Origin of the sequence: Pantoea agglomerans, from assembly GCF_020149765.1 — a bacterium.
Lineage (GTDB): Bacteria > Pseudomonadota > Gammaproteobacteria > Enterobacterales > Enterobacteriaceae > Pantoea > Pantoea alvi.
The window spans coordinates 126,806-150,127 of the sequence record NZ_CP083809.1; the positions used below are offsets into that span (position 1 = coordinate 126,806).

At 62.3% G+C, this 23,322-nt stretch carries 23 protein-coding genes and 1 riboswitch; of the genes, 11 read left to right on the top strand and 12 right to left on the bottom strand.

Going from position 1 to position 23,322, the window contains the following annotated elements; all coding sequences use genetic code 11:
• Nucleotides 1–9: 9 nt before the first annotated feature.
• The 4 genes from LB453_RS03010 to LB453_RS03025 form a co-directional block, all read right to left on the bottom strand.
• The gene (locus tag LB453_RS03010) at nucleotides 10–837 is read right to left on the bottom strand and encodes an ABC transporter ATP-binding protein (RefSeq protein WP_103796232.1); all 828 of its coding nucleotides are present in this window, start codon (nucleotides 835–837) and stop codon (nucleotides 10–12) included.
• Nucleotides 838–1,734 (bottom strand): ABC transporter permease, encoded by an 897-nt coding sequence (locus LB453_RS03015; RefSeq protein WP_199187329.1) that lies wholly within the window; start codon nucleotides 1,732–1,734, stop codon nucleotides 838–840.
• Nucleotides 1,734–2,651, bottom strand: coding sequence for an ABC transporter permease (locus LB453_RS03020; protein ID WP_233215857.1), 918 nt, complete (start codon nucleotides 2,649–2,651; stop codon nucleotides 1,734–1,736). Before LB453_RS03020 ends, LB453_RS03015 begins: the two co-directional genes overlap by 1 nt.
• A 92-nt stretch (nucleotides 2,652–2,743) precedes the next feature.
• On the bottom strand, nucleotides 2,744–4,339 hold the full coding sequence (locus LB453_RS03025) for an ABC transporter substrate-binding protein (protein WP_103796234.1): 1,596 nt from the start codon (nucleotides 4,337–4,339) through the stop codon (nucleotides 2,744–2,746).
• Nucleotides 4,340–4,529: 190 nt separating this feature from the next.
• Here LB453_RS03025 and LB453_RS03030 point away from each other — a divergent pair, with 190 nt between their 5' ends.
• From LB453_RS03030 to LB453_RS03045, 4 genes are all read left to right on the top strand, one after another.
• Complete coding sequence (locus LB453_RS03030) at nucleotides 4,530–5,615, top strand: dipeptidase (protein WP_103796235.1); 1,086 nt, start codon at nucleotides 4,530–4,532, stop codon at nucleotides 5,613–5,615.
• A 2-nt stretch (nucleotides 5,616–5,617) separates the two neighbouring features.
• Nucleotides 5,618–6,526 (top strand): LysR family transcriptional regulator, encoded by a 909-nt coding sequence (locus tag LB453_RS03035; protein ID WP_103796236.1) that lies wholly within the window; start codon nucleotides 5,618–5,620, stop codon nucleotides 6,524–6,526.
• An 81-nt stretch (nucleotides 6,527–6,607) separates the two neighbouring features.
• Complete coding sequence (locus LB453_RS03040; RefSeq protein WP_103796237.1) at nucleotides 6,608–7,528, top strand: alpha/beta fold hydrolase; 921 nt, start codon at nucleotides 6,608–6,610, stop codon at nucleotides 7,526–7,528.
• A complete protein-coding gene (locus LB453_RS03045) occupies nucleotides 7,521–8,912 on the top strand; it encodes a hypothetical protein (RefSeq protein ID WP_103796238.1) in 1,392 nt (463 codons plus the stop codon). Before LB453_RS03040 ends, LB453_RS03045 begins: the two co-directional genes overlap by 8 nt.
• Before the next feature lie 27 nt (nucleotides 8,913–8,939).
• Here LB453_RS03045 and LB453_RS03050 read toward each other — a convergent pair whose 3' ends face one another.
• Complete coding sequence (locus LB453_RS03050; RefSeq protein ID WP_103796239.1) at nucleotides 8,940–10,292, bottom strand: MFS transporter; 1,353 nt, start codon at nucleotides 10,290–10,292, stop codon at nucleotides 8,940–8,942.
• Nucleotides 10,293–10,459: 167 nt separating this feature from the next.
• Nucleotides 10,460–11,362 (bottom strand): GntR family transcriptional regulator, encoded by a 903-nt coding sequence (locus LB453_RS03055; RefSeq protein ID WP_103796240.1) that lies wholly within the window; start codon nucleotides 11,360–11,362, stop codon nucleotides 10,460–10,462.
• 137 nt (nucleotides 11,363–11,499) lie between these two features.
• Here LB453_RS03055 and LB453_RS03060 point away from each other — a divergent pair, with 137 nt between their 5' ends.
• The gene (locus LB453_RS03060) at nucleotides 11,500–12,528 is read left to right on the top strand and encodes a zinc-binding alcohol dehydrogenase family protein (protein WP_103796241.1); all 1,029 of its coding nucleotides are present in this window, start codon (nucleotides 11,500–11,502) and stop codon (nucleotides 12,526–12,528) included.
• Here the strand turns inward: LB453_RS03060 and LB453_RS03065 are convergent.
• Nucleotides 12,509–13,435: a nucleoside hydrolase gene (locus tag LB453_RS03065; protein ID WP_103796242.1), complete on the bottom strand. Its 927-nt coding sequence runs from the start codon at nucleotides 13,433–13,435 to the stop codon at nucleotides 12,509–12,511. The genes LB453_RS03060 and LB453_RS03065 overlap by 20 nt on opposite strands.
• Before the next feature lie 146 nt (nucleotides 13,436–13,581).
• Here LB453_RS03065 and LB453_RS03070 point away from each other — a divergent pair, with 146 nt between their 5' ends.
• The 4 genes from LB453_RS03070 to LB453_RS03085 all read left to right on the top strand — a co-directional run bounded on the left by LB453_RS03070 (nucleotide 13,582) and on the right by LB453_RS03085 (nucleotide 15,809).
• Nucleotides 13,582–13,851 carry a type II toxin-antitoxin system Phd/YefM family antitoxin gene (locus tag LB453_RS03070; RefSeq protein WP_103796243.1) on the top strand — a complete coding sequence of 90 codons (270 nt, stop codon included), beginning with the start codon at nucleotides 13,582–13,584 and terminating at the stop codon, nucleotides 13,849–13,851.
• Nucleotides 13,832–14,272, top strand: a complete 441-nt coding sequence (locus LB453_RS03075) for a type II toxin-antitoxin system VapC family toxin (RefSeq protein ID WP_103796244.1) — start codon at nucleotides 13,832–13,834, stop codon at nucleotides 14,270–14,272. The genes LB453_RS03070 and LB453_RS03075 overlap by 20 nt, the downstream gene beginning before the upstream one ends.
• Before the next feature lie 115 nt (nucleotides 14,273–14,387).
• A riboswitch (Fluoride riboswitch) is annotated at nucleotides 14,388–14,464 on the top strand.
• A gap of 91 nt (nucleotides 14,465–14,555) precedes the next feature.
• Nucleotides 14,556–14,933, top strand: a complete 378-nt coding sequence (gene crcB, locus LB453_RS03080; RefSeq protein ID WP_103796245.1) for a fluoride efflux transporter CrcB — start codon at nucleotides 14,556–14,558, stop codon at nucleotides 14,931–14,933.
• Nucleotides 14,934–15,005: 72 nt separating this feature from the next.
• A complete protein-coding gene (locus LB453_RS03085; protein ID WP_103796246.1) occupies nucleotides 15,006–15,809 on the top strand; it encodes a sugar phosphate isomerase/epimerase family protein in 804 nt (267 codons plus the stop codon).
• On the opposite strand, the gene LB453_RS03090 is transcribed toward LB453_RS03085, so the two are convergent.
• The 4 genes from LB453_RS03090 to LB453_RS03105 all read right to left on the bottom strand — a co-directional run bounded on the left by LB453_RS03090 (nucleotide 15,806) and on the right by LB453_RS03105 (nucleotide 19,227).
• On the bottom strand, nucleotides 15,806–16,411 hold the full coding sequence (locus LB453_RS03090; RefSeq protein WP_103796247.1) for an alpha/beta hydrolase: 606 nt from the start codon (nucleotides 16,409–16,411) through the stop codon (nucleotides 15,806–15,808). The two genes, LB453_RS03085 and LB453_RS03090, sit on opposite strands and share 4 nt — an antisense overlap.
• Nucleotides 16,412–16,421: 10 nt before the next feature.
• A complete protein-coding gene (locus LB453_RS03095) occupies nucleotides 16,422–17,363 on the bottom strand; it encodes a glutathione S-transferase family protein (RefSeq protein ID WP_103796248.1) in 942 nt (313 codons plus the stop codon).
• Nucleotides 17,364–17,439: 76 nt separating this feature from the next.
• Nucleotides 17,440–18,363: a LysR family transcriptional regulator gene (locus LB453_RS03100; RefSeq protein ID WP_103796249.1), complete on the bottom strand. Its 924-nt coding sequence runs from the start codon at nucleotides 18,361–18,363 to the stop codon at nucleotides 17,440–17,442.
• Nucleotides 18,364–18,402: 39 nt separating this feature from the next.
• On the bottom strand, nucleotides 18,403–19,227 hold the full coding sequence (locus tag LB453_RS03105; RefSeq protein ID WP_103796250.1) for an oxidoreductase: 825 nt from the start codon (nucleotides 19,225–19,227) through the stop codon (nucleotides 18,403–18,405).
• A gap of 144 nt (nucleotides 19,228–19,371) precedes the next feature.
• On the opposite strand from LB453_RS03105, the gene LB453_RS03110 reads away from it, so the two are divergent.
• Together LB453_RS03110 and LB453_RS03115 are read left to right on the top strand one after the other, a co-directional pair.
• A complete protein-coding gene (locus LB453_RS03110) occupies nucleotides 19,372–20,292 on the top strand; it encodes an AraC family transcriptional regulator (RefSeq protein WP_103796251.1) in 921 nt (306 codons plus the stop codon).
• Between the two features lie 73 nt (nucleotides 20,293–20,365).
• On the top strand, nucleotides 20,366–21,493 hold the full coding sequence (locus LB453_RS03115; protein WP_103796252.1) for a GNAT family N-acetyltransferase: 1,128 nt from the start codon (nucleotides 20,366–20,368) through the stop codon (nucleotides 21,491–21,493).
• On the opposite strand, the gene LB453_RS03120 is transcribed toward LB453_RS03115, so the two are convergent.
• Nucleotides 21,487–23,319, bottom strand: coding sequence for an ABC transporter ATP-binding protein (locus LB453_RS03120; protein WP_103796253.1), 1,833 nt, complete (start codon nucleotides 23,317–23,319; stop codon nucleotides 21,487–21,489). The genes LB453_RS03115 and LB453_RS03120 overlap by 7 nt on opposite strands.
• Between the last annotated feature and the right edge of the window lie 3 nt (nucleotides 23,320–23,322).

The following is a 23,322-nucleotide window of genomic DNA, read 5'->3' on the forward strand; positions in this document are numbered from 1 at the left end:
AGCTTTCTCCTAATCGCGCCATGCGGCGTCGCGCTGCAGCGTCGGCAGCCGCGCGCGCGGGTGGCGCAGCGATGGCAGGCAGGCCAGCAGCCCCTGCGTATAGGGATGCTGCGCCTGGTGCAGCTGGTGGGCATCGAGCTGCTCGACGATACGTCCGGCGTACATCACCGCCACGCGGTCGCAGAAGTGTGACACCAGCGGCAGGTCGTGGCTGATCAGAATCAGCCCCATGCCGCGCGCCGACACCAGGTCGTCAATCAGGCGCAGAATCTCGGCCTGCACCGTGGCGTCGAGCGCGCTGGTGGGTTCATCGGCAATCAGCAGTTCGGGATCGGGCGCCAGCATCATGGCGATCATCACGCGCTGCCCCATGCCGCCGGAAACCTCATGGGGATAGCGCAGCGCCACAGCGGCGGGGTCGCGGATTTTCACCTGTTCCAGCAGGCCGATCGCCGCCTGCATCGCCGCTTTTCTGCTGCCGCCTTTGTGCTCGCGCCAGGCTTCGGCGACCTGCTGGCCGATAGTCATCACCGGGTTAAGAGAATATTTCGGATCCTGCAGAATAAAGCCGACGCGTCTGCCGCGAACCTGCCGCAGCGTTTTCTCGCTGGCGCCCAGCAGGTTGATGCCGTCAAAACGCAGCGCGTCGGCGCTGACCTCGGCGTTGCCGGGCAGCAGCTGCATCAGGCTGCGCGCGGTGAGCGATTTGCCCGAGCCGCTTTCGCCGACGATAGCGAATTTCTCTTTGCCGACGCTAAAGCTGACGCCGCGCACCGCTTCGACCCTGTCAGCGCGGCTGCGAAAGGCGATGCGTAGGTTCTCAATTTCCACCAGCATTTAGCGCTCCCTGGGATCGAGGACGTCGCGCAGACCGTCGCCGAGAAAGTTAAAGGCCAGCGAGGTGAGAAAAATGGCGATGCACGGCATCAGCGGCACCCACCATTCGCTGAAGAGAAAGCGGCGCGCGGTCGCGATCATCGTGCCCCATTCCGGCGACGGCGGCTGCGCGCCCATGCCGAGGAAACCGAGGCTGGCGGCGGTAATAATGATTGAACTCATATCGAGCGTGACGCGCACGATCAGGCTCGGCACGCACAGCGGCATAATGTGGCGCAGAATAATGCGCAGCGGCGAGGCGCCGGTCAGGCGGCTGGCGGCGATAAAGTCGCTGTGGCGAAACTGCAGCGTCTCCGCGCGCGCCAGTCGGGCATACGGCGGCCAGGCGGTAAGGGCGATCGCCAGCACCGCGCTCTCGACCCCCGGCTTGAGCGCGGCGACGAAGGCCAGCGCCAGGATCAGGCGCGGAAAGGCGAGAAAAATATCGGTGATGCGCATCAGCGCCTTGTCGACAAAGCCGCCGAGATAGCCGGCGATACAGCCGATCAGCAGGCCGAGCGGAGCGGTGAGCGCCACAACGGCGATCACCATGCCGAGCGTGGTGCGGCCGCCGTAAATAATACGCGTCCAGAGGTCGCGCCCCAGCTCATCGGTTCCCAGCCAGTGCGCGGCGGAGGGCGCGGCCAGACGGTTTTCCAGATGCTGCGCGCCGGGATCGTAAGGGGTGAGCAGCGGCGCGGCGATCGCCAGCAGCAGCATCAGCAGAATAACCGCCATGCCGCCTGTTGCCAGCGGATTGGCGCGCAGGTTCAGCCACAGGCGGTAGCGGCGTCCCCACACCGCCTGCCGGCGGTTGGCCGGCGAATCGGCGAGCAGCCAGTTGCGTGAAATAAACATTATTTTACCCGTGGATCGCAGAGTCGATAGAGAAGGTCGGCGAGCTGGTTGAGCAGCACGTAAACCGTGCCGACCAGCAGCGTGGCGCCCACCACCGGATTCATGTCGGCGTTCATCAGCGACGTGGTGAGATACTGTCCGAGGCCCGGCCAGGCGAAGACATTTTCCGTCACCACCGCCCCCTCCAGCAGCCCGGCGTAGGTCAGCGCCAGCACCGTGACCAGCTGCACCGCCACCGTGGGAAAGGCGTGGCGCCAGATAACGCGGCGTGACGACAGCCCCTTGGCGCGCGCGGTAATCACAAACTCGCCGCTGAGCGCGTTGAGCATAAAGGTGCGGGTCATACGCGTGATGTAGGCCATGCTGAAGTAGGCGAGGATGCAGACCGGCTGCGCCATGTGCGCCAGCGCGTCGCGGAAGGCGTCATATTCGCCCGCCAGCAGCGAATCGATGGTGAGAAATCCGGTGACCTGCGGGATCATATCCTGCCAGATAATATCCTGCCGCCCTGGCCCCGGCGCGATGCCGAGCACGGCGTAGAACAGCAGCAGGCTGAGCAGCGCCAGCACGAACACCGGCAGCGAATGGCCCGCCAGACAGATCACGCGAATGGTCTGATCGAGCCAGCTGCCCTGACGCACCGCCGCCCAGACGCCGAGGGGAATGCCGATCAGCGCGGCGATCACAATCGCCGCCGTCGCCAGCTCCATGGTGGCCGGAAAAAAGCGGGCGATATCGCTGACGACGCTGTTTGAGGTCAGCACGGAACGGCCCAGGTCGCCGTGCAGCAGCTGGTTAAGATAGTGGCCGAACTGCACGTAGAGCGGCTGGTCTAGCCCCATCTCCGCGCGCACGCGCTCCACCACCGACTGCGGCGCGTTGTCGCCGACTGCCGCCAGCACCGGATCGGTCGGCATCACCCGACCGATAAAGAAGGTCAGCACCGTCAGGCCGAACAGCGTCAGCAGCAGGCTGCCCAGCGAGCTGACGCCGCGTGTTATCGCGCCCGTCACGCTTTTTTCACCTGCTGATAGGGCCACTGCTCCAGCACGGTCATATGAACATCAGAGAGATTTTTCGCGCAGGCGGTGGTCTGGATCTGCTGCATCATAAAAATAAACGGACTCTTCTCCCGATGCTGCTGCTCTATTTTTTTATACAGCGCGAGGCGCTGCACCGGGTCGCTTTCGTGCAGCGCCTGAGCGGTGAGCTGGTTAAATTCGTCGTCTGACCAGCCGCAGCGCCAGGCCAGGGTGCGGTTGCGCGCGCCGGTGGTGTTGTCGGTATTGACGCAGAAGGCCTCTGTATTGGAGTGGGGATCGAAGTAGTCCGCGCCCCATGAGGTGATCGCCAGCTGATGCTGACGCGCGCGCATTTTGGTCAGCACCTGACGGTTCTCCGAGGCGATGAGCGACACCTTAATGCCGATAGCGCCGAGCTGGGTCTGAATCGCCTGGGCGATATCGGGATAGGGCTGCATCGAGTAGTGGTCGAGGGTAATTTCGAAGCCGTCCGGGTAGCCCGCTTCCGCCAGCAGCGCTTTCGCTTTGTCTACGTCGCGGTGGAAAGGCGCGTCGTCGAGCGCCGCCGGAAAGCCGGACGGTAGAAAGCTCTGGTGTACGTTGTAGGTCAGCGACAGGATATTTTTCTGGATGCTGTCGTAGTCGATCGCCCATTTCAGCGCCTGCCACACCTGCGGCTTTTGCAGCTGCGGGTGCGTGGTATTACAGGACATCAGCATAATGGCGGAAAGCGGCTGCTTCACCAGCGTTACGTCGCTGGCGGACTGCAGCGGTTTCAACTGCTCGGTAGTGAGATCGTAGGCGACGTCCACATCGCCTTTTTGCAGCATCAGCGACTGCGCGGCGGGGTCGGCGATATGTTTGAGAATGACGCGCTTGATGGCGCTCTTGCCTGCGTACTGCGGGCTCAGCTCCAGGATCACCGTTTCGCTCGCCTTCCAGCTGCGCAGCGTAAAGGCACCTGAGCCGGCGCTGTGCTGCTTCAGCCAGGCGTTGCCGAGATCGTTGTTCTGCTGGTTGGCGAGGCAGGCTTTTTTCGACACGATGCTGCCGACCGTGGCGGAGAGACAGTAGAGCAGAAATGACTCCGACGTGGGCGCGCCCAGCGTCATCTCCAGCGTATGGGCATCTTTCGCCGTCACTTTGCTGGTGACATTCTCTTTAGTAAAGCCGAACTGGTTAATGATAAAGGCCGGGCTCTTGTCGAGCTTAACGATGCGCTCGATGGAAAAGGCCGCATCCTCGGCGGTGAGCGGCGTGCCGTCGGCGAAGGTCGCGGCCGGATCGAGATGGAAAGTAAATACCGAACCGTCGGCGTTTGCTTCCCAGCTTTGCGCCAGCATGCCGATAACCTTATCCGCCTGCTGCGGATCGGGCTGCACCAGCTTCTGGTAGAGGTTGCCGCAGATCTGACCGCCGGTGGCTTCAAAGCTTTCATGCGGGTCGAGACTGGTCATATTGTCGAGCTGCATCGCCATAACCAGCATGCTGGGGGGCGTGGCGGCAAAGGCGGTGTTAAGGCTCAGCCAGGATAAAAAGGGCGCGGCGGTGCATCCTGCGATAAAGCGTCTTCTGGTGACCATTTTAACTCCAGGTTATTGATTAATAAAATTAAAAAATAAAATCGCGCTGTTATTTAGCTTGACAGTCGTCTGGCCGCAGGCGATTAATAATCGCTCTCATCGCCGCATAAAACGCCTGCTCTGTTTTGGTGCGTCCGCGCCGCCTGCATGCCGCTTTTGTGCAATACCCTTTGCAAACGGAATCTAAAAAATGTCGGAAAATCATCATCAGGCATGGCCGGAAGTTCCCGTATTTGATGGTCACAACGACGTACTCTGTCGGCTGTGGCAGCATCATCGCCCGGATGCGGTCAACGCGTTTCTACAGGGAACGCCGTCGGGCCAACTCGATTTTCCGCGCCTGCGCCAGGGCAAGATGGCGGGCGGCATTTTTGCCGCCTGGGCGCCCGGGCACGCCTCTCTCGCCGCTGCGGACGACGGAAGTGCTGCAAGAAGCGCGCCATCTCCCGTTTCTCTTTCTGAAGAGGCGACCGCCACCGCGCGCGACGCCACCTTCTCTATGCTGGCGCTGCTGTTGCGCATCGAGCAGGCCACGCAGCAGATTAAAATCTGCCGCAGCGTGCAGGAGATCCGCGGCTGCATGGCCAGCGACAGGCTGGCAGTGGTGATGCATATTGAGGGCGCGGAGGCGCTGGACGTCGATGGCGAGCTGCTCGATATCCTCTACGCCAGCGGTCTGCGCAGCCTGGGGCCGCTCTGGAGCCGCCCTAACCAGTTCGGCGAGGGCGTTCCCTTCCGCTATCCGTCGTCGCCCGATACCGGCAACGGACTGACCGAGGCGGGCAAGGCGCTGGTGCGCCACTGCAATCGACGCCGCATTCTGGTGGATCTCTCCCATATGGATGAAAAAGGCTTCTGGCACACCGCTGCTATCAGCGACGCGCCGCTGGTGGCGAGCCATTCGAACGCCCACGCGCTTAGCGCGCAGTCGCGTAATCTCACCGATCGCCAGCTGGCGGCGATTGCCGAGACGCGCGGCTTTGTCGGGGTGAATTTCGCCGTGCCTTTTCTGCGCGAAGACGGCAGGCGCGACGCGCCCACCAGCCTCGAAGAAATTGTTCGCCACGTTGAGTATCTTCTCGACAAGGTCGGCGAAGATGGCGTTGGTTTTGGCTCCGATCTCGACGGCGCCACCATGCCGGATGACTTCCGCGACGTAGCCGGTTTCCCTCGGCTGGTCGCCGCCCTGGCGGCGCGCGGCTATAGCCCTGAACTGCTGCATAAAATTTGCTATGGCAACTGGCTGCGCGTGCTGGAAGCGACCTGGGGCGAATAACCATGCGTCTGCGCCATATTGAAGTTTTTCAGGCGATCGCCCAGGCGGGCAGCATCAGCGGGGCGGCGCGGCTGCTGAACGTGTCGCAGCCCAACGTCAGCCGCGTGCTCAACCATGCCGAACAGCAGCTGGGCTTTGCGCTGTTCGAACGGCGCGCGCAAGGCCTGGTGATCACCGCTGAAGGGCGGCGGTTGCTGCCGGAGGTTGACGCGCTTTATCACCGGCTGCAGGCGATTAATCAGCTGGCGGATCAGCTACGGCGCGGCGAAGGGCAGACGGTGCGCGTCGGCGCGGCGCACGCCTTTGGTCAGATGGTGATGGCGCCCGCGCTGGTGCGCTATCGTCACCAGGCGGCGGCGGTTAACGTCGAGCTGGTAACCGAACATTTTTCCACGCTGTGCCGCAACATCCTTGATGACCAGCTCGATTTTGCGCTGGTGTTTGGCCAGCAGGTCGACGCGGATTTGCTGGCGGAGCCGCTTTTTCACTCTTCGATGGTGGCGCTGCTGCCTCCCCATCTCCAGCGGGAAGCGCCGGTGTCGCTGGAGTGGCTCTGTGCCAATAATCTGCTGCTGATGCAGGCACAGGATCCGCTTGGCCGCGTGCTGCACCGCGCCCTTGACGACAAACGGCTCTATCCGGCCGTGTCGCTCTCGATTAAAACCTACTCCGTGATTGCGGATATGGTGCTGGCGGGCGGCGGCGTCGGCGTGGTCGATCTTTTTACCGCCTGCCGCTACGCCGATCAGCTGACGCTGCTGCCGATTACGCAGCCGTTGCCGTTCGAGGTCACGCTCATCAGCCGCCGCGATCGGCCGCAGTCGCAGTCCACGCTGCACCTGAAGCAGGTTATTCGCCATCGCCTGTGGGAAATCGCGCAGCAGTGCGAGGCGCGGCTGGCGCGCCCCTGAAAATAACTTCCCCCGTCTCGCCTGCTGGTCACGATTTCGCCGCCTACACTGAAGTGACACAACCCTATTCAGGAGCAGGTAATGAGGCGTAAGGAACAACCGACGCGCTGGAAGAGCGGCGCGCTGCTGGCCGGGCTAGGACTGGGCGCAGCGGCAACCTGGTGGAGCGTTCAGCAGTGGCGACGTTTAAAACAGACGCCGCCCGTTTCGCCACGCAGCCATCACGCCGGGCTGGCCGGTTATTTTCAGCAGGTTGGCGAGTGGCGCATGTTTACCCGCGTGACTCCCCACGACGCGCCTGGCCTGCCGCTGGTGCTGGTGCATGAGCTGGTGATGTCGGGGCGGCCGATGGAGGAGCTGGCGCTGGCGCTGAGCAACAACTACCGCGTGCTGGTGCCGGATCTGCCGGGGTTCGGTGCCAGCGTGCTGCCCGCTTCCGTGGCGGCGCTGTCGGTTGACGAGCAGGCCGAGGCGCTCTGGCAGTGGCTGCAGCATAACCAGCTGACGCGCGCTATCTGGATCGGCAGCGCCTCCGGCTGCCAGGTGCTTGCCGCGCTGGCGGTGAAACATCCCGAGGCGGTTGCCGGGCTGGTTTTCCAGGGGCCGACGGTGGATCGCCACGCGCGCAGCCTGCTGCGTCAGGCCTGGCGCGGCTGGCGCAATGGCCGTCTCGAACGCCATCGCTCCGCCGCGTCGCTGACGCGCGTCGATCTCGCCAAAGCGGGCCTGTGGCGCGCCCTGAAAACCCACCGTCTGCTGTTGCAGGACCGTATTGAACACCGTCTGCCCTATATCAACGCGCCAACGCTGCTGCTGCGCGGCTCGCGCGATACGGTTTCGCCTGCGCGCTGGGTCGATGAGCTGGGCGCGCTGCTGCCGCGCGGTGAGGTGCTGACGCTGCGCGGCGGCACCCATACGCTGCACTATGTCTATCCGTGGAGCTTTCGCCACGCCATCCGTCCCTTTCTGACGCGCATTCAGCAGGAGTATCAGGATGAGTAAACTGCCTAAAGGCATCGCCCGTTTCGACTCCGCTACCGCCATGCTGATGGCGCTGGCCCATACGCTGCATGATAAACCGGTCGACGACGGCGAAACCTCGCCGATACGCGATCGCCTGCTGCCATCGCTCGACCGTCTGCCGACCCGGCTGAGAGAGTGGGGCTACGCCGTCGGCGGCCTGGCGGAGGGCATCAGCGAGTCGCAGGCGGGGGATCTGGATGTTGAGGGCATCGCCGAATGGATGGTGAGCGAATACCCGGAGCAGGACTATCCCGCCGCTTTTATCGGCTCGTCCAATGGCGCGCTGACCCATCTGGCGGCAGCGGCGGGCGCGCCCTGGCTGCCGCAAACCTTTCTCTGTCCGGTACGCGCGGCGCACAGCGATCCCGACGACGCGCAGGCGGGCTTTGAGCAGGGAAAATCGGTCGCGGCGGCGCTGCTGGCGGCCTGGCCGCGTCTGGCGGTGCACCATATCCAGGATCCCAATCAGGACCGGCAGCTGCTGGCCAGGATGCGCTACTTTCACCTCAAGCTGCGCGCGCTGCCGCTGGCTTTTAATGAATTTCTGATGCGCAGCCTGCCGGGCAACAGCACGCTGTTTATCAGCCACTGTACGCGGCAGTGGCCGGTAACGCGCACCAGCGACCGCTCTTTCTTCCAGTTCGGCGGGCCAGGCGGCGCAACCGAGAGCGACTATCTGCAGGGCGGCGGACGCGTCGCGGAGTTTCTGGCGCGTTCCGGCAGCGATCGCGAGCAGTGGGATGCACCTGCGCCAACCGACACCGTGCCGGAAGCGGAGTGGGGCCTGGACGAGTATCTGAAGTCGCCGCTGAAAAAGCTGGCGGCAGATCAGGGCTGGCAGCTGCTGGAGATACGCTATCAGGACCCTGAGGCGCTGAGCTTCGTCGTGGCGGAGATCTACCGCGACTGGTATCTGGCGGCGGGCATCAACGCGACGCGCCTGACGGTAAGCAGCTATTTGCTGATGGATCCCTGGTGCACCATGCGTCAGCACGCCATTCCGTTCTGGCTGATGTCGGGCGCCGAGCCTTCCGCCGCCTCTCTGGCGCGCTTCCTGGATCGCCAGCCGCGCTATCGCGATATCGATATGCTGCTCTCTTCAACCGGGACGGAGAGTATCGGCCTGGCACCGCTCGACCGCTGGCGGGGGTTGCTCGATCGCGCGATGCATGAGGGGGCGTTTGTCGGCGTCGATACCGAGCGCTATCCGCATGATTTCGCCGCTTCCGCGCACTTCGACACCGCGCTGCGGGCGCGGGCGCCGCTCTTCGCGCCGCCGCCGCCCCTGAGTGTGGAAAAGGTGATTGCCGGTATCGAACGCTACGGCGCGCGCCACGGCGTGACGCTGCATAAGCTGAGCTAGCCGGGCAGGGCGCCCGGCCCTTTACGGCTAAACGCCGTCGGTGATCGGCTTGCGCACCAGCACCAGATAGGCGAGGGCGCCCACCACGGCGATCCCGGCGCAGATCATCAGCGCGAGGCTGAACGACTGGGTGGTATCGAGCACCCAGCCGGTAATGACCGGCGCGAAGGAGGCGAACACAAAGCTGGCGAAGTTCTGAATGCTGCCGACCGAAGCGGTCATGCGCGCCGTAACGTTGGCGTGGATCAGACCCCAGCAGGAGGTGCCCGCGAAGTGGATGCAGAACAGCGCCATACCGATCAGCGTCACGGCGCTGGTGGTGTCGGTTGCGCGCGTCACGAAGGCGGTAAAGGCCGCCGACAGTAGCATGCCGGTGATAATGCACACTTTGCGCGTCTTCACCGCATCAAAGCCGCGACGCACCAGTGCATCCACCGCATAGCCGTTAAGCAGCATGCCCGCCGCGCCGAACAGGAAAGGAATTGCCGCCAGCAGGCCGGTGCTCTTCAGATCCAGGTGGTAGGTCGACTGCAGATAGCCCGGCAGCCAGGCGATATAGAGCCAGGCGGTATAGTTGATGCCGCTAAAGCCGATCATCATGCCCCACATGGTGCGCTGCTTGAACAGGCCGCGCCATTCGGCGAAGCTCAGCGGCTCCTGGCGCGACGCCACGCTGCCCGCCTGCAGATAGTGGATCTCCTCCGCGCTCAGCCTGTTGTTGTCGCGGTCGCGATAGATCATGTACCAGCCAATCGCCAGAAACATACCGAGCACGCCGATGGTGATAAACATGCCGCGCCAGCCGAACGCCAGCATCATCGCAGCCAGCACCGGCGGCGCCACCGACAGGCCAATCATCGAGGCGGCGTTAAAGAAGCCCATCGGCATGCCGCGGTCTTTAATGTTGAACCAGTCGTTGATCACCTTCACGCCGCACGGGTTCATCGGCGCTTCGCCGATGCCGAGGCCGATTCGCACCAGAATAAACTGGGTGAAGTTATGCACCAGCCCGGCCGCCGCCTGAAACAGCGACCAGACAAACATGCCGAGGCCTAACATAATGCGCGGGCCTTTACGATCCAGCAGCGCGCCGCAGGGCAGCTGCGCCAGCCCGTACGCCAGCGAAAAGGCGGAGAGCAGCATGCCGATTTCGGTGGCGTTCAGCCCCAGCTCTTCGCGGATGGTCATATTGGCCACCGAGAGCGAACTGCGGTCCAGATAGTTAATGATGGCTGCAAACAGCAGCAGCAGCATGGCGGTGATCTGAATCTTGCGAATGCGCGGCGAACGCACGATATCGCTGCGCGCCGGCACATACTCCTGGCCAGGCTGCGCGCCGACGGCCGGCTTTTTAACGTCGCGGATTGAGGTATTTTCCATGGCATACTCCCGTAGCGGGGTCGTTATCGTTATCAGAGGTCAGAGAACATAGCGGCTCAGCGGCTCGCCATGAGTTGCAGTCGAGACTAGAAGCAATGCCGCCGGGATGTTGCGAAGATGTTTCTGATTCGTGCGGGAGCTAATGCTTTGCGGTTTTTAATCGGTTTTTAATTGTACTGCTGAATTGAGCGCGCCATAGAGAGGCGGGAAGTTGCCAGATGGGTATGCAGCGCCAGCAGGGCATCGACATCCTGACGGCTAATCAGCGCGGCAAGCAGCGCCATATGCTCCTCCAGCGCTACGATATTGCGCTGCTTGAGATCGCGCTCGTCCCACTGATAATGCGAATGAAAAATAACCGAAATAATCTCCAGCGAGTGGTTAAAAAAGGGGTTGTTGGCGGCAGAAAGGATCAGCGAATGCAGCTCTTTATCCAGCGCGGCGAACTGGCGATAGTCGCTGGCGATGGTATCGCGCAGGGCGCGGTGGCGATCGAGCAGATCGCGCGCCTGGATCCAGCGCTCATCCTGCGGCGGCAGGTTGAGAAACCGCGTCAGGGCGTGCGTTTCCAGCATCTCGCGCAGCTCAAACAGCTTGTCGGCGTAGTCGAGGGTAAACTTTTTCATGCGCCAGCGGCCGCGCCTGACCGGCTCCAGCAGATCGTAACGCATAAAGCGCAGCAGAAACTCGCGCACCACCACCGGACTGACCCTGACCCGCTGCGCCAGCTGTAGCTCGCTAAAGGCGTCGCCGGGCGCGAGCTGGCGCTGGTTGATCATCTCGAAAAATGCCTGCTCGAACTGGCTCGCCTGCTGCTCAATCGGCGAGGTCAGTTCGCTGAAGCCATCCTCCTCCTGCGGCTGCCGCACGATCACATAGGTTCCCGCCACCTTTTCCAGCACGCCGCACTGCGTCAGATAGTGCAGCGCGTGGCGCACCGTGGTACGGCTGATATTGAACATCTCCGCCAGTGCCGCCTGGGCGGGCAGCGGCGAACGGATATGGCGCTGGGCGATCCCTTCCAGCATCTGGTTAATCACGTTCTGGCGCAGATTCAGATTTCGGCTCACGGGCGCTCTCCGGGTTTTTATTTATTAAAAACCATTCAAATCCCAAAAAAAACGCCGTGCCTCACAGATCGCGCGGGCAAAACAGCCGCTCTGTGATCAATTCGTCATAACTGCGGCAGGACAACCGGAGAACCACCATGACAACAATGAAAACCCTGGTCATCGCTGAACCTAAAAAAATGGTCTGGACCACGCGCGAGCAGCCTGCGCCTGCGGCGGGCGAGGCGCTGATTAAAATCATCGCCGCCGGCATTTGCGGCACCGATATCCACGCCTGGGCGGGCAACCAGCCTTTCTTCAGCTATCCACGCGTGCTGGGACATGAGCTGTGCGGCGAAGTCGTGGCGCTGGGCGACGGCGCGGAAGGGGTTGAGCCAGGCCAGCGCGTGGCGCTGATCCCCTATATCTCCTGCCTGCGCTGCGACGCCTGCCAGAGCGGCAAGACCAACTGCTGCGAAAAGATCTCTGTTATCGGCGTGCATCAGGATGGCGGCTTTTGCGAGTATCTCGCGGTGCCGGCCGGTAATCTGCTGCAGGTAGAGGAGGTCGCGCCGGAAGCGGCCGCGCTGATTGAGCCGTTCGCCATCAGCGCGCATGCGGTGCGTCGGGCAAGCGTCGGCGCGGATGAGGATGTGCTGGTGGTGGGCGCGGGGCCAATCGGGCTGGGCGTGGCGGCGATTGCGGCGGCGGCAGGCGCTCAGGTCGTGGTGGCGGACACCAGCGCGTTTCGCCGCGCGCACGTTGCCAAAGAGCTGGGCCTGACGGCGCTCGATCCAACGCGCGATGATTTTTACGATGCGCTGCGCGCGCAGTTTAACGGCAGGCTGGCGCTGAAGGTAATCGACGCGACCGGCAGCCCTGCGGCGATGAACAACGCGGTCAACCTGATGCGCCACGGCGGTACCGTGGTCTATGTCGGCCTGCATAAAGGCGATCTGACCATCCCGGACAGCGAGTTCCACAAGAAAGAGAGCACCTTAATGGGCAGCCGCAACGCGACGCGCGAAGACTTCGATCGCGTGCGCGACCTGATGGCGAGCGGCCAGCTGCGCGCTGGCATGATGCTCAACGCGCACTTCGCCTTCTCGACGCTGGCGGAAAGTTTCGAGCCACAGGTGATCAACAACCGCGAGCTGATTAAGGGCGTTATTCACTTCGATCGCTAAGGGTGCGAAAGAAGTGGTCGCGCACCTGTTCGGCGTCGACCCCCAGCGCCACGCGCTGGGCGGGCAGATGGCGAAACGGATCCTCCCGCGACGCCAGCGCGCTCAGCTTACGCACCGTTTGCCCGCGCGCGATGCCCTCGGTGATAACGCGCAGCGGCCCTTCGCTCAGCTGAAACGCCTCGGGCTGGCAGAGCCAGGCGATCGCCAGCGTATCGTGCAGCGCCATGCCGTCGAAGCCCTCTTTTTGCAGGCTGTAGGCAAGATAGGGCCGCACGATGGCGCTCAGCACAGGCTGGTTAAGCTGTTGCACTTCCTTGCCGCTGATCAGCACCTTGTGCGTCACGTCGAGCGGCATCACCACGATGTTTAGCGCCGAGCTGAGCACCTGATCGGCGGCGTGCGGATCTTTCCAGATATTGAACTCGGCGAAGGGGGTGACGTTGCCGCTGTGGCCGTCGGTGCCGAAGGCACCGCCCATAATCACCAGCTCTTTCACCAGCGGGATAATATCGGGCGCCTGATTGATGGCGCTGGCGATATTGGTCAGCGGGCCAATCGCCACCAGCGTCACCTCATGCGGCCGCGCGCGCACGCTGTCGATAATAAAGGGCACCGCGTCCGGCGCGGCGTCGCTGTAGGGGTTGGCAAACGCGTCACCCAGGCCATCTTCGCCGTGCAGCTTCGCCGGCTCGCTGGGTGCCAGCGCCAGCGGGCGCGAACAGCCGCGATAGACCGGGGCGTCGATCCGCATCCTGTCGCAAAACAGGCGAGCGTTTTTTACCGCCTGGCCCACCGCCACGTTGCCGAACACCGTTGTGATGCCCAGCAGCCGCTGCGTGCGCGCCGCGTAAGCCAGCGCGAAGGCGTCATCTACGCCGATATCGGTATCGAAAATCAGAGTGCGCATAACCTTCTCCTTAAAGCAGAAATCTGTGAATGATTGCATCACTATTCTCTGCGCGTGCTGAATAGAAATTGACCAGCAAACATCATGTCTTTAGACTAACAAAGCACGATCGCTGGCGAGTAACTTGACCAACTAACAGAGGTTTTATGCACAAGTTGAACCTTTACGAGGCAAAAACGCATTTTTCTAAACTCATAGCGCATGTAGCGGCTACAGGTGAGGAATATATTATCGCCCGAAACGGTCAGCCGATGGCGAAGCTCGTTCCTCTGACTCCGGCTGAGAAAACGCCGCGCATCGGGTTTATGAAAGAGAAGGGCGAAATCAGCGTGCCAGACAACTTTAACCAACTGCACGCCGACAAGATTGAAGCGCTGTTTTACGGGAATAGCGAGCATGGCACCAGGGAAGAATAAAGCTTCTGCTTCGACAGAAGGCGGATATTTAATTGATACCCATGCCCTTATCTGGATTGGCTGGCAGCCAGAAAAACTCGCTACAGAGACCATCGCTATCCTGGCCGACCACAATAATCGACTTTATTATTCGCCTGCCTCAATTCAGGAAATCGCTATCAAGGCCGATTTAGGTAAACCCGATTTTGGCTTTGATCCAGTCAGCCTGACTGAAGGATTAAAAGAGGCGGGCTATATTGAACTCCCCATTACCTCACGCCATGCCTGCTCCATCCGCAACTTACCAGAAAAGATGCATAAAGATCCTTTTGATCGTTTGCTGGTCGCCCAGGCTCGAGAAGAAAATCTGATCTTAATAACCAATGATGAAAAGATTATTCAGTACTGCTCTGACTATATAAAAATTATTAAATGCTGTTAGAAGAGGTACGCTTTTATTAAAAAACTCGCCGCGGCAAAGTCTCCAGAACCTGCTTTTTCGCCGCCTGCTGCTGGTCTGACCCGCTTGTCACTCCCGGTGCATCATCGTATTATCAACGCCTTAAGGTGATGGCGTTCCACCTTCCCTAACCGCCTGCTGGCGACCCCAGCGGCTGATGACGCCTGACATTAACCCGAATCCTCTCGCAGGCGTTGCTGGTGTGTCAGGCTAGTGCTCTCTCTCCGCCACCTCCCTGCGCGATCGCTGACTACAGGAGTTAACTATGTTGAAGTCGCTGTTCGCCGTTATGCTGGGCGGCGCTACCGGCTGTACGCTGCGCTGGCTTATCTCGCTGCGCTTTAACGCGCTCTTTCCCAGCCTGCCGCCGGGCACGCTGCTGGTGAATCTGGCAGGCGGATTTATTATCGGCGCCGCGCTGGCCTGGTTTATGAAATACCCTCAGCTTGATCCCGCCTGGAAGCTGCTGATCGTCACCGGCTTATGCGGCGGCCTGACGACCTTCTCCACTTTCTCGGCAGAAATCCTTATGTTGCTACAATCAGGTAAATATTTGTGGGCGATGGCGAGCGTGCTGGTGCACGTTACCGGATCGCTGCTGATGACCTTCGCCGGCTTCGCGCTGGTGAATCTGCTCGGCTAAAAGCAAATATCGGCCGCGGAGCATTCCGCCTCTGCGGCAGCCGATGATTCCGGACGATTAAGGAGGACGTTCATGACTCAGCCTGCATTCCTTAACCTGGTGCTGTTAAGCGGTAATACCGAAGAGAAACTTCAGGCGGCGCGCGACGCCGGATTCGATCAGGTCGAAATCTGGCGGGAAGATGTTGAAGCCTGTCAGGCTGGCGCGGCGCGTCTGGCGCAGCAGGGGATGGGCTTCACCAACCTGCAGGTGCTGCGCGACTTCACCGGTGCCCCTGGCGAGCTGCGTCGGCAAAAGCGGGACGAGCTGCGGCAGTTTATCGCCCTGGCGCAGGCGCTGGGCTGCGACACCATTCAGGCGCCCGCCACCACGCGCGACGACGCTATCGTGCAGCAAATCGACGAGGATCTGCGCTGGCTCGCTTCCGAGGCTGCGCGCTTCGACATGCGCATCATGTATGAGCCGATGGCGTGGTGCAGCGTCGACAATACGCTGCCGAAAGCCTGGGAGCGGCTGCGGCGGCTGGATCAACCCAATATCGGGCTGGTGGTGGATCTGTTTCATATCTGTGCGCTGGGCGGCGACGCCTCGCATCTCGATGGCATTCCCGCCGAGCGGATTTATGAAGTGCAGCTGTGCGATATGGCGGTTCAGCCGGCACCGCAGGATAAAGAGGCGATTATGCAGCTCGCGAAGCACCGGCGCCAGCTGCCCGGCGCGGGCATCATCGACGTCGGCAGCTTTGTCGATAAGCTAAAAAGCGCGGGCTACCGGGGACCGGTAGGGATTGAAGTGTTTAATGACGACCTGAAGCGCCTGCCGCCACATGAGGCGGCGCGGCAGGCGTATGCCGCGCTCAGGCGTTTCTGGCCTTAATCCTGCAGACACTGCGCGATAAACGCGGCGGCGCGCATCGCGCCCTGCGCGGAAATGGTGTGTTCGGTTCGGGGTTCAAGCTGAAGCTCAAGGGAGACGCCAGCGGCTTTCAGGCGCTGCGCGGCTGATTCGCTCTCGCGCCACGGGATCACCGCGTCGGCGTGGCCGTGGATCAGCAGCGCAGGGGTCTGAACCGAAGGCGACAGCGGCTCGTCAAACGCCAGCCGGCCGGAGAAGGCCACCACGCCCGCCAGCGGGAAGCGTCCAGACGCCAGCGCGTCGAGCGCCATGATTGATCCCTGTGAAAAGCCGACCAGCACCACGTTGTCCCACTGGTCGCGTAGCCCGTGCCGCGCGAGAATCGCCTCCAGCGTGGCGTCGAAGGCGGCGCGTGCGGCGCGTACCCGCGCCGGTCGGTTGTCCGGCGTCACGCCGTCGAGGCTAAACCACTCAAAACCTGCGCCGTGTGGAAAAGGGTAAGGCGCATCGGGCGCGGCGAAGATAACGTCCGGCAGCAGCGGCGCCCAGTGACGGCCCAGCGCCGCTAAATCATCGCCGTTACTGCCGACGCCATGCAGAAAAATCACTAACGCTTTCGCCATCCGCTTCTCCTTAAAAACCGTACTCGCTCATATCCGGGCCTGCCGGCACGATCCCGTTGGGATTGAGCGCCTTAATAGAATAATAGCCCTGTTTGATGTGCTCGATATCTACCGTTTCGCGCACGCCGGAAATCGACAGCATGCTTTTCAGATAGCGGTTGAGCAACGGATAGTCGCGCACCCGGCGCTGATTGCACTTGAACAGGCCGTAATAGGCAACGTCGAAGCGAATAAGCGTCACGAACAGGCGAATATCGGTCTCGGTGACGCGCTCGCCGAAGAGGAAAGTGCGGCCGTCCGCCAGGCGCGCTTCCAGCTCGTTCAGCTGTTCAAATACGTCGCTATAGGCCTGTTGATAGCTGAGCTGGGTGGTAGCGAAACCAGCGCGGTAGACGCCGTTGTTCAGGCGCGGGTAGATCGCCGCGTTCAGCGCGTCGATTTCAGCGCGCAGCGCGCCGGGATAGAGATCGATACGGTTATCGGCGAGGTCGCCAAAACCGCTGTTAAACATGCGCACGATATCCGCCGACTCGTTGTTAACGATGGTCTGCGTCTTTTTGTCCCACAGCACCGGCACGGTGGCGCGTCCGGTAAAATCGGCATCGGCGCGGGTGTAAAGCTCGTGCAGATAACTGGCACCGTTGAGCGTATCGCGATCCGCGCCGGGAAAGCCGCCGAAGCGCCAGCCCTGTTCGCCCAGCTGCGGCGCAACCACCGACACGCTGATAACCGACTCCAGCCCTTTTAGCTTGCGGGCGATCAGCGCGCGCGAGGCCCAGGGACAGATCAGCGCGACATAGAGATGGTAGCGATCCGGCTCGGCGGGAAAGGGGGCGCTGCCATCGCTGCTGATCCAGTGGCGAAAACTCGACGTCTGGCGAACAAACCCGCCCTGTTTATCCGTGGCCTGAACCGGATGCCACTCCGCACTCCATTTACCTCTGACTAACATTGCGCTGCTCCTCATGCTGACAAGAGCTGCAGCTTATTACTCTTCCCGGTGGCTGATAATCGGGTCAAAACGGCAATCATTCCTTCCATTCTGGAAGGAACTGGCCGGGCGGAAAACGATCGAAGTGATCCGCCAGAAAATCGACCAGCAGTCGGGTGCGCTGCGCCAGATGGCGCGCGGCGGGGTAGAGCGCGAACAGGCCGAGCGGCGGCACGTCGTAGTCCGCCAGCACCGGCACGATATCGCCGCGCTGCAGCGCCGGGGCGGCGATAAAATCGGGCAGGCGTGCGATGCCCAGTCCGGCAACCGCTGCCTGCAGGCAGGCTTCGGTATTGGCGAAGCGCACGCGGCCGCGCACCGGCACGGTCACCGTCTCGCCCTCCTCGCTGGCGAACGGCCAGTTCCAGGGATCGCGGAAGTTCGTGTCGGTAATACACTGATGATCGCCGATGGCGCGCCAGTGCAGCGGCGTGCCGTGCTGCTGCAGATAGCGCGGCGCGGCGGCGAGGCGCACCGCGATTTCCCCCAGGCGGCGCGCAATCAGGCTGCTGTCGCTCAGGTTGCCGATACGCACGGCGATATCGAAGCCTTCGTCCACGATACTGACCGGGCGATCGGAAAAGCTGACGTCCAGTTCGATCAGCGGATAGCGTCTGGCAAAGGCGACCAGCACGTGGGAGAGCACCGCGCTGCCGAAGGTCACGGGCGCGCTGATTTTCAACCGTCCGCTCGGCGTACCGGCGCTTTCGCGCACGCTGGCATCGAGCGCGTCAAAGGCGTCAAGCAGGGTTTTGACCTGTTCATAATAGGTGCGGCCGACGTCGGTAGGCGACAGGGCGCGCGTGCTGCGCTTCACCAGCTGCACGCCGAGCTGCCGCTCCAGTCTCGACACGAGTTTTGACGCCTGGCCGCTGCTGACGCCGAGCCGCGCCGCCGCCGCGGCAAAGCTGCCCAGCTCCAGCACGGCGACGAACATCCGGTCACAATCAAGCCGATCCATAGGGCGTTCCTGCAGTTGAAAACGCCAATGTACAGGCTTTTAGCCGTCGGTTGAACGCGTGACGCTCTCCCATTCGGCGAGGCTGCTCTCAAGGCTGCGCAGTTTGTCGCGCACCAGCTGCAGCGCGTCGCTGCCCAGCAGCAGATGCGCCGGCGGCGCGGGGTGATCCAGCAGGCTGAGGATGGCCAGCGCCGCTTTATGGGGATCGCCGTTCTGGCGGCCGCTTTTGGCGAGACGCGCTTCCCGTACCGGATCGAAGAGCGCATCGTAGTCGTGAAGGGTACGCGGGCTGCGCACCATCGATCGGCCTGCCCAGTCGGTGCGAAACGAGCCCGGCGCGACGGCGGTCACGGCGATACCGAACCCGGCCAGCTCCTGACTCAGGGTCTCTGAAAAGGCTTCCAGCGCGAATTTGCTGGCGCAGTAGTCGCTGATGCCGGGCAGCGTAATAAAGCCGCCCATTGAGGTGATATTGATAATCTGCCCGCGCCGCCGAGCGCGGAAACGCGGCACCAGCGCCTTCATCATCGCCACCGCTCCCCACAGGTTCACGTCAAACTGGTGGCGCATCTCCTCCAGCGTCGCCTCTTCGAAAATACCCTCATGGCCATAGCCCGCATTGTTGATCAGCACGTCGAGCGGGCCGTACGCCTCTTCAAACGTCGCCACCAGCGGGGCGATGCGTTCAGGGTCGGTAAGATCGAGAATGGCACCGTGGGCGCGTGCCGGATCGCGCGCCGTAAAGGCGTCCAGCGCCTGCTGGCTGCGCACGGTGCCGAAAACGCTGTGGCCGGCGGCCAGCGCCGCCTGCGCCAGCGCCTGACCGAAACCGCTGCTGACGCCGGTGATCATGATCTTTTTCATCTGCTTTCCTCTTTAGGGGGGAGGTCTTAGACTGCGCCCGCTGCCCGCAAAAGAGGATGCCTGTTTATCTGCCATCCTTGCCTGAAACGCTGATTTTTCTGCTTGCGGGCAGGAAATTACGCCGCATGCGTGCATAATCCTCTTATGAACGCCGACGCACTCCGCCTGATTGCCGCCCTTGCGCCGCAGGAAGGCTATAACCTGACGCCGCTGCCCGATGTGCGGCTGCTGCGCGCCAACCGTCCGCTGAGCCGCACGCCGGTGCTCTACGATCCCGGCATCGTGATCGTGCTGCAGGGGCGCAAGCGCGGCTATTTTGGCGATCGCGTCTATTGCTACGATGCGCAGCACTATCTGGCGGTTTCCGTGCCGGTCCCCTTTATTATGGAGACCGACGCCAGCGCCGAGGCGCCGCTGCTGGCGATCTATATGCACCTCGACTTGCCCGTAGCGGCGGAGCTGCTGCTGCAGATGGAGCAGGCGGGCGCAACGGTGACGCACCAGCCGGCCGGGATGGTTTCCACGCCGCTCGACGATGCGCTACAACGCTCGGTGACGCGGCTGCTGTATGCGCTGGGCGATCCGCTACAGGCCGCGCTGCTTGGCCCGGCGCTGGTGCGGGAAATCTACTTCCACGTATTGAGCGGCGAGCAGGGAGGAGAACTGCGCGCCGCCCTGACGCAGCAGGGCGCCTTTGGCAAAATCGCCCAGGCGCTGCGTCATATTCATCAGCACTATGCGCAGGAACTTGATATCGCGCAGCTTGCCCGCCGCGCCGGCATGAGCCACGCAACCTTTCACGCTCACTTTCGCGCCGTAACCCAGACGTCGCCGATGCAGTACGTGAAGTCGATCCGCCTGCACCAGGCGCGGCTGCTGATGGTGCGCCAGCAGATGACCGCCGCTGGCGCCAGCCTGGCGGTGGGATATGAAAGCCCTTCGCAGTTCAGCCGCGAATTCCGCCGACTGTTTGGCCGGTCGCCGGGCGAAGAAGCCAGGCGGCTGCGTAACGGCTTCGCTCTGCCGCCCGCCCAGCCGAACGCCCGCTTCATCGCTTCACATTAGGTGCCGTTGCCCTTTCGCTGTGCGGCAAAACCTGCTTGACTAGCTTTTCGCCCGTTTTGGTCTGGAGTTCCGCATGTCTCTGCTTCACCTTGCTTCGCTGGCGGATGTTGACGCCGCTGAATGGGACGCGCTGCTGCCCGACGATCAGCCCTTTTTACGCCACGCCTTTCTGCTGGCGCTGGAGGAGAGCGGCAGCGTTCGCGCCGAAAGCGGCTGGCAGTCGGATCATCTGCTGTGGCGGGAAGCGGGCGCGCTGCGCGCTGCGCTGCCCGGCTACCGCAAGCGCAACTCATGGGGCGAATATGTCTTCGATCACGCCTGGGCGGACGCCTGCCAGCGCGCGGGCATTCGCTACTATCCGAAATGGCTGGGGGCCATTCCCTTTAGCCCGGTGACCGGCGCGCGCCTGCTGGGCGACGCGCAGGCCGCCACGCAGCTGCTCGCCGCGCTGCCGGAGACGCTGCACCAGCACGGACTGAGCAGTGCGCATATCAATTTCACCGACGCGCGTGGCGATGCGCTGCTTGAGCCGCAGCCAGACTGGCTGATGCGCCTCGGCTGTCAGTATCACTGGCACAATCGCGGCTACCGCGACTTTCAGGACTTCCTCGACACGCTGATGTCGCGCAAGCGCAAACAGCTGCGCAAAGAGCGCGAGCGGGTGGCGCAGAGCGGCTTTGAATTTAACTGGTATCGCGGCGACCAGCTGCGCGAGGATCAGTGGGACTTTGTTTATACCTGCTACGCCAACACCTATGCGGTGCGCGGCCAGCGGCCCTATCTGACGCGCGACTTTTTCAGCCTGCTGGCGGCGCGCATGCCGCACAGCATTCGCGTGGCGATCGCGCATCTGCACCAGCAGCCGGCGGCGATGGCGTTCTGTCTGGTGGATGGCGAGACGCTATATGGCCGCTACTGGGGCTGCCTGGCGGAGTTCGATCGCCTGCACTTCGAAACCTGTTTCTATCAGGGCATGGACTACGCCATCGCCGCCGGCCTGAAGCGGTTCGACGCCGGCGCGCAGGGGGAGCATAAGCTGGTGCGCGGCTTTGAGCCGCAGCTCACCACCTCATGGCACTATCTGGCGCATCCCGGCCTGCGCGATGCGGTGGCAGATTTTCTTCAGGAAGAGCGACAAGGCGTGCGCGCGTGGGCTGATGAGGCGCGCGACGCCTTGCCGTATCGACGTGGCGATCAGTGATCGCCGACGAAGCCGCTGGTCTGGTGACGCCACAGCCGCGCATAGAGGCCGTTGTGCGCCAGCAGCTCGCTGTGGTTGCCCATCTCAACAATATGGCCCTTATCCAGCACGATCAGGCGATCCATTTTGGCGATGGTCGACAGGCGGTGCGCGATGGCGATCACCGTTTTCCCCTCCATCAGCGTGCCCAGGCTCTCCTGAATCGCCGCTTCGACCTCGGAGTCGAGCGCCGAGGTCGCCTCATCCATAATAAGAATTGGCGCGTCTTTCAGCAGCACGCGGGCGATGGCGATGCGCTGACGCTGGCCGCCGGAGAGCTTCACGCCGCGTTCGCCGACGTGCGCGTCCAGCCCGGTGCGCCCTTCGGCGTCGGAAAGGCGCGGAATAAACTCGTCGGCGCGCGCGCGACGAATCGCCGTCTGCAGCTCCGCCTCGGTGGCGTCCGGGCGGCCATAGAGCAGGTTTTCGCGGATTGAGCGGTGCAGCAGCGACGTATCCTGGGTGATCATGCCAATCTGGCCGCGCAGGCTCGCCTGTGTCACCTCGGCGATATTTTGATCGTCGATGGTGATACGGCCGCCGTTCAGGTCGTAGAGGCGCAGCAGCAGATTGACCAGCGTTGACTTGCCCGCGCCGGAAGGGCCGATAAGCGCGATTTTCTCGCCGGGTTTGATGTTGAGGTTAAGGCGGTTAATCACCTGATGGCCGCCGCCGTAGTCAAAGCGGATATCCTCATAGCGGATCTGGCCGCGCGTCACCTGCAGCACTTTTGCCTGCGGCGCGTCCTGCACGCTGAGCGGCTGGGCGATGGTGTTGATGCCGTCCTGCACCGTACCAATATTCTCAAAAATGCCGTTCACCACCCACATAATCCAGCCGGACATATTGACCAGACGCACCACCAGACCGGTCGCCAGCGCGATGGCGCCGACGCTGATCAGCGACTGGCTCCACAGCCAGAGCGCCAGGCCGGAGGTAGAGACGATCAGCAGGCCGTTAAGCGAAGAGAGCGTCACGTCCATGCTGGTGACCATGCGGCTCAGACGATAGTTTTTATCGGTCTGCTCCTGCAGCGCTTCGCGCGCGTAGCGCTTTTCCAGATCGTGGTGCGCAAAGAGTTTCAGCGTGGCGATATTGGTGTAGCCGTCGACGATGGTGCCCATCAGCTTTGAGCGCGCCTGCGACGCCACAACGGAGCGCGCCTTTACGCGCGGCACAAAATAGCGCAGCGAGGCGATATAGGCGACGATCCAGATCGTCAGCGGGATCATCAGCCGCCAGTCAGCTTCCGCAAACAGCACCAGCGACGTAATCGCATAGATCAGCACATGCCAGATGGCGTCCACCAGCTGCACCGCAGAGTCGCGCAGCGCGTTGCCGGTCTGGGTGATGCGCTGGGCGATACGTCCGGCAAAGTCGTTGTGGAAGAAGTTCAGGCTCTGGCGCAGCACATAGTTATGCTGCTGCCACTGGATCATGCTGGTCATGCCGGGGTTAATGCTTTGATGCACCAGCATATCGTGCAGCGCGATAAACACCGGGCGCAGGATCAGCGCCACAAACGCCATCCACAGCAGAACAGGCCAGTGCTCGGCGAACAGCGTGGCGGGCGTCGAGGCGTTGACCAGGTCGATAATACGGCTGAGATAGCTAAACAGGGCCACCTCAATCAGCGCCGATCCCAGCCCGACCACCAGCAGCGCCGCGAAACTTGGCCACACTTGGCGCAGGTAGTAAAAATAGAAGGCACCGATGCGGCCCGGGGGCGAATCAGATGGAGCATCCTGGAAAATATTGATAAAACGTTCGAAACGGCGATACAACATAAC